This window comes from Granulicella arctica, assembly GCF_025685605.1.
In the GTDB taxonomy this organism is placed as follows: Bacteria; Acidobacteriota; Terriglobia; order Terriglobales; family Acidobacteriaceae; genus Edaphobacter; species Edaphobacter arcticus.
In genome coordinates this window covers 13,516-28,884 of the sequence record NZ_JAGTUT010000003.1, presented here as the reverse complement: position 1 = coordinate 28,884, position 15,369 = coordinate 13,516, and the positions used below count along the sequence as shown (strand labels likewise).

Genomic DNA, 15,369 nt, shown 5'->3' with positions numbered 1-15,369 from the left:
TTGAATCGCTTAACCTAGTCGCTCCAGGCCAATCGGCTTCAACAGGTAGTCGGTTTCTTCCACTGAGAACGCTTCTTCTACATAATTTGGGAAAGCCGTCACAAATACTCTCAGCGCCGTGGTCATGACCAAGTTGGCCGCACGAGCCCCTGATGTCTGAATCTTCGATCTGAACCCTCATAATGCGAGGTTAGCCATGAGCCGAGCCGGGGAAGTGAAGAGATGTCGTCCAGGGTTATATGGTCATCTCGCTTTCTCGGCAACGAGCTGGCGACATGTGGAAGATGGGAAGATCGCGCATCATCTTGGCTTCAACTTCCGGCATGAATGCTCGCAATATTTTGTTGTTGCGGGGGCCGTGCCCTGCTCCGGCACTATCTAGGGTCTTGTTACCGCGATCGTCGTGACCGCATCTCGGGTTGGGCATCAATAGAGACCATGTGCGCGTGAGACACGATGTGCCCGTGGTCTGTGAAGCGGCCGCACGCCTACGCACAGTATACAGGCGTGCTGTACAATTTAAGGAAATTGCAGGAGGTTGTTTTGTCTATTGAGTCAAATAAGGCAGCGGTGCGTCGCTTCAATCTGGAAGTCATACAAGAGGGAAATAAGACCTCGTTTAACAACTTGATGGCACACAATTTCATCAATCACTCTGCGCCGGAAGGCGCTTCTAATGGTCCCGAAGGCATGTGGCATACTTTTCAGAACATACTAAAGCCTGCTTTGTCGGATTTGCGCGTGACGATTCAAGACCAGATCGCCGAGGGAGATAAGGTCACGACTCGCAAGACGATCACCGGAATTCACGAAGGGGTACTGTTGGGTATTCCGCCAACTCATAAACAAGTTGTCATCGATGTAATCGATGTTGTAAGACTCGAGAATGGACGCTATGCCGAGCATTGGGGAATGAACTCTCTGGCTTCTGTCATCGCGATGCTTAAGCAGGCTTAGATAAGATGGTCTGCAAGACGCGATCCAGAGTATCTATTGCTGCGACTACCTGAATCAGGTCGTCTGTGGAGCAATTCTGCTGCAGGACCTGGGCGATCCAAAGAGCGCGGACGCGTTGCTCTTGCCTCAAAAGGGATCGCCCCTTAGCTGTAAGACTGACTATCTGGCTCCTGCGGTCTTGTGGATCGGAGGTCTTTAGTATTGTCTCTTCAGCCGCAAGTTGCTCGACAAGCAGACGCATACTCTGATGTTTCACCCAGCGTCTACGTGCCAAGGCAGCGATGCTTGCGGGACCCTCGTTTTGTAGCAGGCTCAAGGTTTCAAGTTGTGCCGAAGTCGGTGTTCCAGCCTGATCGCGTGTCGTACGCACCCATCGACTAATCATCTGCCGAAAGCGTTCTGCGACACCGAGCAGTTCCTTCGACACGTGCTGCTCGATTTTGTGGGCTAGCATGTAGGTAGTTTATCAACGCCTTGGGTTACCGATCGCTTCCACTTGCGTTGCCCCTTGATATCTGTTGACCAAAGCTCACGAACCCAAACCAACTCTTATCAAGCCACGGGGCTGCACGACATGACCATGCGGACCCATCTTCCCGGCGACTTGGAAGCCGATTGTGTGAGTTGGTCATCGTTGGCGGGTTCGCGATGTGTTCGACTTACCAGCTTGACCAGACCGAATCTTCCTATCCTGGTCTCCAAAGGACAATTAGGAGTAGCTTGATGTTCCTAACGGCGACAGGTGCAATCAATACAGGCGTGATCTGCGCAGCTACCGCAGGTTTTGATGAGTTGTTTCCTTAGAGCCTTCCGAGCGCGGTGGGCACGCACGCCAGCGTTCGAAGTCGATATGTTATTGCTCTGAGCGAATTCCGTGAGCGGCTGTTCGCCCAAGTCCACCGCGCGGAGCAATGTGGAGTAGGCAGGCTTAATCGTATCGAGCACACCTGATAAACACCCACAAATCTCATCGTGTTCCTCAGAGCTGGGTCTAACGACAGTCTCAAGTTCACGCCCCCACGACTGTAGCGCCCTATCTTCTGTGCTCCGGCGCCGGTAGTAGTCGATAACAGCATTACGCAGCACGCGATAGAACCAAGCTCCGACAGACTCGTCCTGCCGCAACTCTCCGTCATGCTGGAGCGCACGCAGATACGCAGCTTGCAGAATATCTTCTGCGATCGCACGCTCGGGTACACGCCTTTGCAGGAAGCGCAAGAACTGCTCTCGGTGGTCGAGAATCATACTGATTGAAGTTTCAGACATAGGTTGGTTGGGGGCACGTTGACGCACCCCCGTTATGATTAGCTTCGGCTAGCGCAGTTGCAAACAATGCAACTGCAGGTATGACCGCAGGAACAATCAAAGCATTTCGTCATGGGTTAATCCTTTTCCGTGCTGCTCACAAGCAGCATCGTCTCTAAAGACGCACCACTCTACCAAACATTACACACGTCTCATACGTCTGCGGTAGGAAAAGAGTTTTCGACCCTTCGCAAGACCACCGCATTGGCGAATGCCGACTGATCATGCAATGGCGAACCGCCACAGACTTTCAGGCAAACCTGTGAAGAAGTGACACACCCTGCGTCTTGATAGGTATCTGAGCCGCTATGTTCCATCCGGTGCGGCCTTGAAGGCGATCTCAGCCACGCTGCGCGGTCAGGGGGAGCAGATGCGGGTCCCAGGTTCTGTTCAACGACCGTCTTCACGGCGTGAAGATCAGCATCAAATGCATCATGCTGTCTGAAGATCTGCCTAAACTTTGTCTTTATACCACCAGGTTCGACGAGTTTAACGCGAATGTCGAATGGCAGCAGTTCGTAATAAAGTGATTCGCATAACCCCTCCAAGGCAAACTTGCCAGCTCAGTAAGGAGACATGAACGGAACCCCAAACCTCACTACAACAGAAGAAATGTTCACGATGACGCCATGTTTTTGATTCCTGAAAACTGGTGTGATCGCTTGGATCATTCGGACTGCACCGAACAAGTTGACTTGAAAGGGCTCTTCGAAATCATCCATCGGAGCAGCTTCGAGAGGCCCGGCGAGACCCGCGCCTGCATTATTGACGAGGATCATGACCTTCCCGCAATATGAATTGCGATTTGCGATTGCAGAGCAAACGGAATCCTCGCTTGCAACGTCCAGGGTGAGCAGCATCAATTCGCTTCTCTTACTCCAGGAGCCCAGCTTCTCAGGCGGGCGTGCAGGTGCTCATACCCTCCATTCCTTTTGAAGGAAGACGCGCCTGACGAAGGACGCGGTGTCAGGTCTCTGAGCAATTTCTGTCGGTAGAATTACTGAATGAGAAGAATCGTCATTGTCGGGTGTCCGCCAGTTCAGATTCTTGACGTGACGGGACCTCTAGAAGTGTTTTCAAATGCTCCGGGCTATGAAGTACAGTTAGGCAGCTTGGCCAATGAGCATAGTCTGCAGACCAGTCGGAGTATTTCACTATCGGGTGCTCTTCCGATATCCACTCTGGATGGAGCAATCGACACACTCATCATCGCCGGCGGACCCGGCTCAGAAGCTGGAGTGTATGACGATGCTTTCGTGAGTTGGGTCGCAGAGGCGGCTACCCGCTCTCGACGTGTGGCTTCTATTTGTACGGGAGCATTCCTATTGGGAGCGGCAGGCCTCCTTGATGGCAAGCAGGCGGTCACACACTGGAGATTCTGTGACCAACTCGCGAGGGAATTTCCCAAAGCCGAAGTACGACCGGAACCTATTTTCCTGAAGAGTGGGTCCGTGTACACCTCAGCAGGCATCACGGCTGGAATTGATCTTTGCCTTGCACTTGTTGAGGAGGATCATGGACACCATATCGCCCTTGACGTGGCACGCTTTATGGTGATGTTCCTGGTTCGGCCCGGTGGGCAGGCTCAGTATAGCCACATGCTTTTGCGGCAGTCGATCTCTTCAAAGCCGTTACATGAACTGCAGGTGTGGATGCTGGAGAACCTGCGGGAAGATCTCACTGTAGAGAAACTTGCTGATCGCCTCGGCATGAGTGCTCGACAGTTCACACGAGTTTGTCTACGTGAAACCCGCATGAATCCAGGGCAGTTCGTCGATCGTATGCGCGTTGAGGCCGCGCAGCAAGCAATCGATAGCTCTGCTATGGGCATGAAGGAGATAGCGGACACCTCTGGCTTCCAATCAGCGGATTCGATGCGTCGTACGTTCCTGCGTGTTCTCGGCGTTAGCGCTGCAGCTTATGCATCTCGCTTCAAGCGCAGCCCTACATCATCTGATGAGTGACAAGCGATATGACCTGTGTGCTTCGATGGATTGCAGCAAGATTATCGGGACCTTGGAGGAGTAGCGCATGATAGATTTTTCGAGGCCGAGCCCGTACCGGGGTGTTCTACCTGTCTGGGCGAAAGCATAGACGTATATCGTTGATCTTTTTAATGCTTGCAGTCAGCCTTCCAAAATCCCCCTCTTCAGTGCGATGGTGACTGCATGAGTTCGGTCGTTAGCTCCCAGTTTCGCCAAGATATTCTTCATGTGGCTTTTCACCGTCGCCTCTGAGACAAACATCTGGGAAGCAATCATCTTATTTGACGTGCCTACGGCAACTTGTTTGAGGACCTGCACCTCGCGGTCGCTAAGAGCGTCTTCTGTCACGTGTTCCGCCAACTCGGCTGCGATTTCCGGAGGGATGCGTCTCCGCCCTGAATGGACTATCCTTATCGTTTCCGACATCTCTCTTCGAAGCATACTCTTCAGTAAGTATCCGGCCGCTCCTGCTTTAAGCGCCCGCAAAGCTTGGACATCACCCTGGTAGGTTGTGAGAACGATAAAGCGGGCGTCTGGAAACTCATCTCGAATCGCACAGATTGCGTCGATCCCATTGAGAACGGGCATTTGCAGGTCCATAAGGGTGACATCGGGACGATTGAGTCGAAAAAGCTCAACTGCCTCCTGGCCATTTGTCGCTTCGCCAACGACCGTGATATCGACTTCGCTCATGAGGACTGAGAGAATGCCTTCCCGCAACAGTGGGTGGTCGTCGGCAATAAGGACGCGGATGCGTTTGTCTATGTTCATATCGATTTGCCCCTGTTGACTGCGCGCTTGAGAAGTGTCCACGCAGATACTGATCCTCTGTTAAAGTATGCAAGCGTTACCGGGACTACCACATCCATTTCGGTTCCAGCTCTCGGAGTACTCCAGATAGACAATCTAGCACCGACTTTTTCCGCTCTCTCTCGCATCCCCGGAAGACCCCAATGACCAGTCCGACCCTCTCTCAGGAGTCTCTCGCCCATCCCACATCCATCGTCATGAACATTCAGCCTGAACTCATTGGGGCCATAGGTAATCTCAACCTCAATTCGTGCGGCGTTTGCGTGGCGAAAAGCATTCGAGATCGCCTCGATGCCGATCCTAAACAATTCTTCGCGGAGTATTGGGTTGAGCAACTTCGGCGTCCCGATTACGGTCAATCCGAAGATTGAGGAGGATAGTTCTGCAAACTCTTGCCCTTTGATCAGGAGAGCTTCAGGGAAGCCTTGGGGCATGAATTCTTCATCGCGGAGGTCCATCACCCGCATCCGCCCTTCGACCAACACCTTATCTCCCCGATCAAGAGCACTTTCCAGCATTGTGCGGGCAAGATCCTGATCTGCTAGGTTCATGATCACCGCTTGGAATTTAAGCATCAGCCCTTGAAAACCTTGAAGTAGAGTGTCATGCAGCTCGCGTGCAATCCGTTCGCGCTCGATCATTCGTTCGCCGAGCCGCAGTTGAACCTCTGCTGTAGCCTGTTTTAGTCTTAACAGGTACAACAGCCAGAGCATGACGACTGAGCCAAGAATGGCCACGCTCTTAAACCAGGCCGTCTGATAAAACTTGGGAGCGATTAAGATGGTGGCGGCGGCTCTGGGCTCGCTCCAAATCCCGTCCCCGTTGCTGGCGATCACCTGAAAGTGATATGTCCCGGGGGGAAGGTCGTTGTAGAACGCCTGCCTTCTTGTGTCCGCGTCCTGCCACAAGGTGTCATGGCCAATCAGTTGATAGCGAAAATGTACCTTCTGAGGGGCTATAAAGTTTAGAGCCGTGTAGTCGATCTCTATTTGTCGCGTAAGCGCCGGCAATCGAAACTGGGGGTCTCCATCGAAGACCTTCCGGTCAGCAATAACCTGCTCCAGGTAGACAGGCGGTGGCTGGCTGTGATTGCTGGCTAAAGCGGGGTCGATCATTTGAAGCACGGTCCCGTTTGCAAACCATAGGCGACCGTCTTTGGACCGAGTTGCTCCGTGGAAAGCGGCGAGTCCAGGTTGAAAGCCTTCGGAGTAGTCGAAGACACGAGCACGTACTTGGATGCCCGGATGATCCCACCATTGTTGCAATTGCTCAGCCGAAAGCTCGACCAAAGCGCAACGCATCGACATCCAAAGGTTCTGATGGTCATCAAAGACGAGAGAATCAACTTCATCGCAAGGGAGACCATTGACCGCCGCCATGATCCGTTTCGTACCTGCTTTGAAGCCAGCTAAACCATAGGTCGTGCCGTCCAGCACTGTTCCGCCCGAATCGACGATCAGCGCGTTCGAGCGCTCAGCATCGGCGTGTTGAAAACGCTCCACTGTCGTTTGACCATCACGAAAGTGAGCTATATCACCGCTTCGAAGACCGAGCCAAATACCGCCACGAGCATCTTGGGCGAGGGAACGGGCTCCTGGAACCTGCGATTCCGAGAAGCTTTCGATAATGTTGTCGTTCCGGATATGTACAAGTTTGTGCTCGGCGCCGGTGATCTCTCCCCAGATGTCGCGGCCGTTATCTTCGGATAGTCCTGTTACAAGCCCCATCGGCTGGCCGCCGATCCCAGCTAGTCGTCTAAGTTTTCCATGTTCTTGGACGAAAAGGTTGTTGTCAAAACCCTCCCACATCCGATTCTTACCGTCTTGGAACAAAGCGGTGACTTGAGTGTGCGGACTGTGAGGGGGAGACCGTACAGCACCACTGATTGCGTCAACAATGTTGATCCCGAGGGGAGTCCCAACAAGAATCTCGCCCTTATTTGTGGCGAGCACAGAGTCGACTTCATCGATGGCTAAGCCTTCTTGCTTCGAAAAGGTGATGATGGGAGGTCTTCTAAGCTTGTCCAAGCCCTTTGTTGTTGCAATCCACAAGGTTCCTTCGTGATCTTGGAAGAGATGGATAACGGAATCGCTCGAGAGTCCATTCGAGGCGTTGTAGCGCTGGACCCGTCCGTCTGAGAGCCGTAATAAGCCCTCGTTCTCAGTTCCGATCCAAAGGTCATTCCGTTGATCAAGGAGTAACGCTGTGACTTTCAGATCCGTCTTACTTATTTCACTCAGTTCCGGGGATGGCATCGCAACACCATCGACATATCGAACAAGCCCGGCCCCCGCGTGATTCGGAACCTTACCGACCCACACTGTACCGTTAGACGCGAGAGCAATACTTGTCACACCATCCATGTCTAGATTGTTCTGTAGATCTCTATACTCGTACGTAGTTGTTGAGCCTGGCGACCAGTGCACGATCTTGGTACTGTCTCCTACCCACACCGTTCCTCCGAGATCGATCGCCAAGGGGAATATATTGCTCAGGGCAGGCATATGATCGTCCGGTCCGAGACACTTTGTGCGGCCTCCAGAGACTTCGCACACGATGCTGGAGATGCGAGAGCTACCCACTCTTGACTGACCGATCCAGATGTTACCGTCAAGGTCTTCGGAAATGTCCGTCACACGTCCACGAATGGCTGGGAAAGAGGTCAGGTGATTGTCCTTCCACTGAACCAGGCCTGACTCAGTTCCGACATACAAGCTGCCATCGCGGGTTCCTAACAGCGAAAAGATGCTCACCGAAGGCATCTGCGAATCCTTGATAAACGGTGGAATTCGGAAATGAAGTCCATCAAATCTCTCTATACCCGCTGAGGTCCCGATCCATAGATAGCCATCAACGGTCTGCGCGATGGCTGTAGGACCGCTGCTAAAGAACCCGTCTTGAATCTTCCATGCGGTGTGAGTGTACTGCGAGAGGAGAGGAGACGACTGAGCATGTAGTGCTTGGGAAAACACAGGAAGGAACAGCGCAGACGCACGCAGGCGCACTAGGAACAGCTTTATCGATGTCCTAAGGCTTGTTAGCATCACTGTTGATACCGTGCCTGTCGGCACCATTTTACACTCACCCAACGGGGGAATGCTCTCGAAAGGATGAGGCACGAACCAACCTTCCGAGGTTGGTACACCGTCTGCGGTCTCCTAAGATCCTAGGGTGCAACGACTTTTTTCCATGTTTCCGCTAGGCATACCAGGAGTGGCTCTTCTGCTGTTACGCATATCTGTGGCTGCAGCATTTACGGCAAATCAGATGGCTCCCGGATGGGATGCAGGCTGGATGCTCATTTGCCGCTACTTAGCAGCAATTGCCATCGCGGCCGGCTTGCTAACACCATACTGTTGGGGGTTCCTTTGTCTGTTGGCTCTCGGCAGTGCGGAACGGCATGGCTGTGCAAACCAGCTGAGGCTTCTCTTGCTTGTTCTCAATGGCGCTGCCGCCGCCATGCTTGGACCAGGCGGGTACTCACTCGATGCTCTGATCTTTGGGAGACGACGTTTAGGCGGTCCACCACGCCGCACCCCCATACGCAGGTAGGTCGATCCTTTTGGAGGCTGAGCAATGCGGAATCATCCCTATTGATGGCCGAAGAATCCACCATAAAGGGATATGGACATCAATTCCGTGGGGCTATCTTTTGATCAGCGGAATAGACGCCGCTAGGTTCTGAGGGTAGGAGGTACGATGCATCCTGATTCCGTCCTGAATACCGTCTCACCCAACCCTCCCCCAAATCCTTTGAGTCCGGAAAGGCCAGTATCTCAACTGATGTCAGCGACAGAACTCGAACTCGCCGTTTTGAGTCGATTGTCATTTCAGGCACTTGTGTTTTATCTGCTCGTGAATGAATGCGGCTGGGCAAGCAGATCTAGCGGCGACCTTCCTACATAGTAGGCAATCCACATTCACAAATGAGATAGAGAGCCCTTGCCGGCTGCACAAATAGGGGCCAGGCCACCCATCGACTTTTCACGAAAGAGCGATATGTCAGCAGGGAAAGGATACACAATGAACAGTACCAACCAAGTGCAAGATCAAAAAGTGTGGCTGATTACAGGTTCGTCTCGAGGGTTAGGTCGTGCCCTCGCCGAAGCGGTCCTCGAATGCGGTGATCGTCTCATCGCGACTGCTCGTGATCCAGCACACCTCGCAGACCTCGTAGAGCGATTCGGGAAGAGAGTACGAGTCATTGCCTTGGACGTCACCGATGAGCAGGCGGCACAGGCCGCCATTGCTCAAGCGACAGATGCTTTTGGCCGGCTTGACGTCCTCGTCAACAACGCCGGATTTGGACACATTTCGCCTATCGAGGACACGACAATGGACGAATTTCGTGCTCAGATCGAGACCAATTTATTTGGTGTCATCAGCGTGACAAAAGCCGCGCTCCCTCTGTTTCGTGAACAAAGGTCCGGACATATTATCCAAATTTCTTCGGTTGGCGGCAGGATCGGGCCTTCCGGTCGTGGCCCGTATGCCGCAGCAAAGTGGGGCGTAGAAGGTTTCTCTGAGGTTTTAGCTCGAGAAGTGGGTCCTTTAGGCGTAAAGGTAACGCTTATCGAGCCCGGTGGATTCCGTACCGACTTTGCTGGTGCATCCACGGCGATCCGCAAAGGCCGTTCTGAATATGAGACGACCGTTGGCGCAACAGCCCGCTTTCAAGAAGAGTACGACGGCAAACAGCCAGGTGATCCTAAGAAGGCCGCGGCTGCGATACTCCATGTGGCCAGTCTGGCTGAACCACCCTTACGACTTCTTCTGGGAAGCGACGCATTTCAAGCGATTGAGAAAAGTGATCTCTTGAAGACTACGCGCGATCGCGAGTGGAAGGAATTGAGTTGTTCCACCGACTTCCCAGTCTGAAGTGTTGAAACGGAACTCCCCGCTACAACCTTGACGAGTGTCTGCATCTAGTCGCGCCCAGAAGGAAATATAAGATCCTGACCATCGCTTTGTCTCGACATGGTGAAACGCCAACGTACGAGGAGGACATATGGACCAACAGCAGATCGCCCGTTCCATCCCGGATGCAAGTGCGCAAACTCCCGCCGTAGAAGATTACGACTTAGTAATCATCGGAAGCGGTGAAGGTTCGAAATACCTTGCTTGGACCCTATCGAAGCAAGGGCTCCGAGTCGTCGTGGTCGAACGACAGTACATCGGTGGCTCCTGCCCGAACATAGCGTGCCTTCCGAGTAAGAACATCATTCATAGTGCAGGGACCGCCGCGCTCTTTCGTCACAGTGAATACCTCGGGGTCCCGGAACTCAAACCGACCATCGATATGACAGGGGTACGGGATCGAAAGCGGGATATGGTCACGAGCCTGGTTGCCCTGCACATCGACAACTTTAAAAAAAGTGGGGCTGAACTGGTTCTTGGCAACGGACAATTCATTGGGGCGAGAACAGTAGAGGTTGCATTGAATGATGGAACCGTGCGCATACTCCGAGGAGTAAATGTCGTTATTGGAACGGGCACCCGTGCAACGATAGCGCCTCTGCCAGGACTCGCTGAATCCAAGCCGCTGACACACATCGAAGCCCTAGATCTCGGAGAGGTGCCTGATCACCTGATTGTGCTAGGAGCCGGATACGTGGGACTTGAACTGGCTCAAGCGATGCGTCGATTTGGAAGTGATGTGACGGTCATTTCTCGGAATGCGAAGTTGCTGCACAACGAGGATGACGATGTAGCCGAAAGCCTTCGACTGGCTCTTGAAGCGGAAGGCGTGCATTTCGAAATGAGCACAGACGTCAAAAGCGTTTCCGGCCAATCGGGAGAATTTGTCCGGCTTCTTGTCTCGCGGGAAGGAGTGGAATGCAGTCTGCGCGGGTCACATCTGTTGGTAGCGGTAGGGCGCTCGCCGAATACAGATGAGCTGGGGCTCGATCTAGCCGGCGTCGAAACTACACAGTCTGGCTTTGTGAAGGTCAATGAGTACCTCGAAACGACTGCGACCGGCGTCTGGGCGGTCGGAGATGTCGCTGGTAGCCCTCAATTCACGCATATAGCTTTCGATGACTTCAGGATCGTGCGCGATAATCTCGCAGGGAAGAGGCGTCTAACGACAGGGCGGCAGGTCCCGTTCTGCTTGTTTACAAGTCCAGAGTTCGCACGAATAGGGCTGAGCGAGACTGAGGCGAGATCCTCAAGCATTGCCTACCGCGTGTTCAAGATCCCTATGAGTGCAAACCTGCGGGCGCGCACTCTTTCAGAGACACAAGGTTTCCTAAAAGCATTGGTGGCAGCTGATAGCGACCAGATCATTGGATTCACCGCCGTGGGAGTGAACGCCGGCGAAATCATGGGCGCTGTACAGATTGCCATGATCGCAGGCTTACCTTACACCGCTCTGCGCGATGCGATTCTTACACACCCCACTCTGCTGGAGGGATTGATCCCATTGTTCTCCACAGTCCCAACCCTGAGAGCAGCCTGACCTACTCGAACACGTCACCCTACAAAGAACGTTGATCCAGGAGCTCATTATGAAGAAACTAACTACAGCCTTCGGTGCGCCGGTCGTCGATAACAACAACATCCAGACTGCTGGACCCCGCGGCCCTGCGCTCCTGCAGGATATATGGTTCCTCGAGAAGCTCGCACACTTCGATCGAGAAGTAATACCCGAGCGCCGCATGCATGCCAAGGGAGCGGGTGCCCACGGCACCTTCACCGTCACTCACGACATCGCGAAATATACGAGGGCCGGGCTCTTCTCGGAGGTGGGCAAGCAGACGCCAATGTTTGCGCGCTTTTCTACTGTTGCCGGCGAGCGCGGCGCAGCGGATGCGGAGCGGGATATTCGCGGTTTCGCACTCAAGTTCTATACGGAAGAAGGCAACTGGGACCTGGTTGGCAACAACACCCCCGTGTTCTTCTTCCGCGACCCAACACGCTTCCCCGATCTCAACCACGCCATCAAGCGTGACCCACGAACCGGGTTACGCAGCGCTCAGAGCAACTGGGATTTTTGGACGCGGCTACCAGAATCCTTGCATCAGGTCACCATTGTCATGAGCGACCGTGGTATACCCCGTTCCTTTCGACACATGCACGGTTTTGGTAGCCATACTTACAGCTTCATCAGTACCGATAACGTGCGGTACTGGGTGAAGTTCACGTTCAAGACGATGCAGGGTATAGAGAACCTGACAGATGCCGAAGCCTCTGAGCTTATCGGTCGCGACCGCGAGAGCCACCAGCGTGATCTCTACGAGAGCATCGAGGAAGGCTCCTTTCCACGCTGGACGCTCTTTGTTCAGGTCATGGAAGAGCGCGACGCTGAGACGTATCACATTCATCCATTCGATCTCACCAAGGTGTGGCCCCACGCCGATTATCCATTGATCCAAGTGGGCACGATCGAACTTAATAGAAACCCCGACAATTACTTTGCAGAGACGGAGCAGGCCGCATTTTCACCAGCAAACGTCGTCCCTGGCATCAGTTTTTCCCCTGACAAGATGCTCCAAGGACGCTTGTTCGCCTACGGCGACGCCCAGCGATACCGCCTCGGAGTTAATCACGGTCATATACCGGTCAACGCGCCGAAGTGTCCCTTCCACAGCTACCACCGTGACGGACAGATGAGAGTCGATGGGAATCTAGGTGGGACCGTAAGCTACGAGCCAAATAATCAGGGCGAGTGGCTCGAACAGCCAGACTTTAGTGAACCTCCCCTTGCCATTACAGGAGCCGCTGATCATTGGGACCGCCTGGTGGACAGTGATCATTTCTCCCAAGTTGGCAATTTGTTTCGGCTGCTGAGTGTGGCCGAACAACAGGTGTTGTTCTGGAATACTGCACGTGCTTTAGGCGACGCAGATGGAGAAATTAAAGCACGGCATGTTTCTAACTGTAGCCAAGCAGATCCGAATTACGGCACGGGGGTGCAGCAAGCATTGGCTCTATTTGCGTCTGGTGAATCTCAACCCGACTAGCCGCGAATGTGAATCTCGTGCCCACGTGGGTACTGGTATAGCTTTCGCGATGACTATCAGGAGATAGGTGTGTTGTCTGTTGCTGCTCGCGCTTCGGGAGAGTTGTGTCCATCACGAACAAAGCTTTCTGAGGTGTCCTAATTTGCTGTATGGATGTCGTGGTGTCCGCCGTGTTCATAGCCTAATGTTGATCCTGTTACGCACTCCAGTGAGGTAAGAAATGTATAAGAGCTCGATAGCAACCACGATCCCCGATACGAAGCTTGCAAAAGAAGCGCATGACATTCTGCGTGAGTTCTCGACAGAGCTTCTCTACAACCATTCCAACCGCGTCTTCTTGTTCGCGGTGCAGCAGGGACTTCAGACGAAGCTTGCGTTCGACTCAGAACTTCTGTACGTGAGTGCGGCGTTTCACGACTTGGGCCTTCTGAGTGAGTATTCAAGCGGAACAGAGCGCTTTGAAGTGGACGGTGCGAATGCTGTCCGACAGTTTCTTGTCGCACATGACATTCCGGAAGAGAAAGCGCAGACAGCATGGGAGGCTATCGCTCTGCATACCACTCCCGGTGTCACACAGTACATGCGGCCAGAGGTCGCGCTGCTCTTTAGCGGTGTGGGACTGGACGTTCTGGGTGAGGGTATTGAGCTCTTTCCAGCTGACGTGCGAGAGGAGATCGTCGCGGCATATCCTCGCGTTGATTTCAAGCAGGGGATCGTCAAAGCTTTCTTCGGCGGGTTTGCACATAAGCCGGCCAGCACCTGGGGCACGGTTAAGGCTGATGTTTGTGAGCGGTTCATTCCTGGATACAAAAGCCCGAACTTTTGCGATCTGATCGCCAACTCGCCATTTCCGGAGCCACCAAAGTAAGTCAGGTTTAGGGATTCGCGCCTTCTTGGGTGACGCAAAGCGGACCCGCGAAAGAAGCTCGCAACGTATTCAGCTTAACGATCGCCAAAGGACAGGGAGTTTTGTATGCACCGTCTGATTTCATCCACACTATTGTTGGTTGCGTTCGCCCTTCCTCGGGCACACGCCGCTATCGTCTCTCATTCTAAAGAGATCGTTGTTCTTCAACCGCAGGATCTCCCTGAAGTAGCACAGATTGCCGGGCAGTCGATGAGACTGCGGGAGCTTGGAAATGGTAGTTCTTACCTTTACATTGAACAGCATCAGATTGGCCGTCTCGTGATTCTAGACGTCACCGATCCTGGTCACATCAGGAGCGTTGGTTCGGTCAAGCTCGACACTACGGCACCTTTTGACTTTGTACGAGATCTTGGTTCTTTCGCCGTGCTGGTCTGCTTTCGAGACAACCAGGGCTCGGCTGTGGTCGACTTTCGCAAAGCAAAACAGCCAACTGTTTCAAAGACGAGCTCTTTACATCAAGCTGCGAATACGCAGGCCCTTGGTGAGACGGGCCTCTTGATGGTCAACGAGCCTCGCATCAAGGAAGAGACCGCGATTCATGACAATCAGGTTGTCGATACCACCTACCCTCTTACGCCCACTGTCCTAACCACGGTAGCCCAGGTCCAGAAGAGCCTCACCAATGCTGCGACCGGCACCACGTATCTCTTAGGCAGCACTGGGCTGACCGTCGTGAGGAGACCTCTGCTCGAAGAGCAAGAGCGTGCTTCCCAATCAGGAAACTAGAGCTGTGAAAGGGGCTGGTCTCTCTGAGTCCTAGCCTGGCCCTGTATTGCTCACTGTTTCGCTGGACCTTTCCGCAACTTTCAAGGAGACACCATGAACCGCACTTCTATAGCAAGACCCACTTCAAGGATCTTTCGGGCCTTCATCTTCGCTGCCGGTCTTGACCGCTTTGGCATGGCCATGCTCAGGGCAGGCTTGGTTATCGTTCTGCTTTGGATTGGCGGTTTGAAGTTTGTCAATTACGAGGCCGACGGGATTGTCCCTCTCGTGGCGAACAGCCCACTGGCCAGCTTTTTGTACGACCACCCCGCTCCGGAGTACCGCCTTCACATGAATAAAGAAGGCGAGGTCAAGCCGGCGAATCAGGAATGGCACAGATCCAACAATACCTATCCAGTGTCCTATGGCCTTGGGGTGGTTATCGTGGGCTTAGGACTGCTCATCGCCCTTTACCCCGTGCTTCCTCAAGCCTCAGCCATCGGCAGTGCTCTTCTCGTGCTGATGTCCTTTACGACGCTTTCGTTCCTGGTGACGACTCCTGAGGCATGGGTGCCCGCCTTGGGTGATCCGCACCACGGCTTTCCATACCTTTCAGGGGTGGGTCGACTCATCGTTAAGGATTGCATCATGCTTGGAGCGGCTATCTTGACGATGGCGGACGCTGCCAAGACCTACGTCTCTCAAATCAACGATTGAG

13 protein-coding genes are annotated in these 15,369 nt (G+C 53.5%); 8 read left to right on the top strand and 5 right to left on the bottom strand.

Going from position 1 to position 15,369, the window contains the following annotated elements:
- The first annotated feature begins 543 nt into the window (after positions 1-543).
- A complete protein-coding gene (locus OHL20_RS22270; protein ID WP_263385512.1) occupies positions 544-957 on the top strand; it encodes an ester cyclase in 414 nt (137 codons plus the stop codon).
- Here OHL20_RS22270 and OHL20_RS25325 read toward each other — a convergent pair.
- The 3 genes from OHL20_RS25325 to OHL20_RS22260 form a co-directional block, all read right to left on the bottom strand.
- Positions 944-1,342 carry a MarR family winged helix-turn-helix transcriptional regulator gene (locus tag OHL20_RS25325; protein ID WP_396272840.1) on the bottom strand — a complete coding sequence of 133 codons (399 nt, stop codon included), beginning with the start codon at positions 1,340-1,342 and terminating at the stop codon, positions 944-946. The two genes, OHL20_RS22270 and OHL20_RS25325, sit on opposite strands and share 14 nt — an antisense overlap.
- Positions 1,343-1,686: 344 nt before the next feature.
- Positions 1,687-2,202, bottom strand: coding sequence for a sigma-70 family RNA polymerase sigma factor (locus OHL20_RS22265; protein WP_263385511.1), 516 nt, complete (start codon positions 2,200-2,202; stop codon positions 1,687-1,689).
- A gap of 623 nt (positions 2,203-2,825) precedes the next feature.
- A complete protein-coding gene (locus OHL20_RS22260) occupies positions 2,826-3,122 on the bottom strand; it encodes an SDR family NAD(P)-dependent oxidoreductase (protein WP_263385510.1) in 297 nt (98 codons plus the stop codon).
- A gap of 144 nt (positions 3,123-3,266) precedes the next feature.
- Between OHL20_RS22260 and OHL20_RS22255 the strand changes: the two genes are divergently transcribed.
- The gene (locus OHL20_RS22255; RefSeq protein ID WP_263385509.1) at positions 3,267-4,226 is read left to right on the top strand and encodes a GlxA family transcriptional regulator; all 960 of its coding nucleotides are present in this window, start codon (positions 3,267-3,269) and stop codon (positions 4,224-4,226) included.
- A gap of 162 nt (positions 4,227-4,388) precedes the next feature.
- Here OHL20_RS22255 and OHL20_RS22250 read toward each other — a convergent pair whose 3' ends face one another.
- On the bottom strand, positions 4,389-5,018 hold the full coding sequence (locus OHL20_RS22250; RefSeq protein WP_263385729.1) for a response regulator: 630 nt from the start codon (positions 5,016-5,018) through the stop codon (positions 4,389-4,391).
- The gene (locus OHL20_RS22245) at positions 5,015-8,131 is read right to left on the bottom strand and encodes a sensor histidine kinase (protein ID WP_263385508.1); all 3,117 of its coding nucleotides are present in this window, start codon (positions 8,129-8,131) and stop codon (positions 5,015-5,017) included. Before OHL20_RS22245 ends, OHL20_RS22250 begins: the two co-directional genes overlap by 4 nt.
- A 925-nt stretch (positions 8,132-9,056) precedes the next feature.
- On the opposite strand from OHL20_RS22245, the gene OHL20_RS22240 reads away from it, so the two are divergent.
- The 6 genes from OHL20_RS22240 (at position 9,057) to OHL20_RS22215 (ending at position 15,368) form a co-directional block, all read left to right on the top strand.
- Positions 9,057-9,935 carry an oxidoreductase gene (locus OHL20_RS22240; protein WP_317891005.1) on the top strand — a complete coding sequence of 293 codons (879 nt, stop codon included), beginning with the start codon at positions 9,057-9,059 and terminating at the stop codon, positions 9,933-9,935.
- Between the two features lie 130 nt (positions 9,936-10,065).
- Entirely contained in the window at positions 10,066-11,514 is a 1,449-nt protein-coding gene (locus tag OHL20_RS22235; RefSeq protein WP_263385507.1) for a dihydrolipoyl dehydrogenase family protein, read from the top strand.
- A 49-nt stretch (positions 11,515-11,563) separates the two neighbouring features.
- A complete protein-coding gene (locus OHL20_RS22230) occupies positions 11,564-13,018 on the top strand; it encodes a catalase (RefSeq protein WP_263385506.1) in 1,455 nt (484 codons plus the stop codon).
- Positions 13,019-13,238: 220 nt separating this feature from the next.
- The gene (locus OHL20_RS22225) at positions 13,239-13,886 is read left to right on the top strand and encodes an HD domain-containing protein (RefSeq protein WP_263385505.1); all 648 of its coding nucleotides are present in this window, start codon (positions 13,239-13,241) and stop codon (positions 13,884-13,886) included.
- A 105-nt stretch (positions 13,887-13,991) separates the two neighbouring features.
- On the top strand, positions 13,992-14,672 hold the full coding sequence (locus OHL20_RS22220; protein ID WP_263385504.1) for an LVIVD repeat-containing protein: 681 nt from the start codon (positions 13,992-13,994) through the stop codon (positions 14,670-14,672).
- A gap of 93 nt (positions 14,673-14,765) precedes the next feature.
- A complete protein-coding gene (locus OHL20_RS22215) occupies positions 14,766-15,368 on the top strand; it encodes a YkgB family protein (protein ID WP_263385503.1) in 603 nt (200 codons plus the stop codon).
- Position 15,369: the final 1 nt, after the last annotated feature.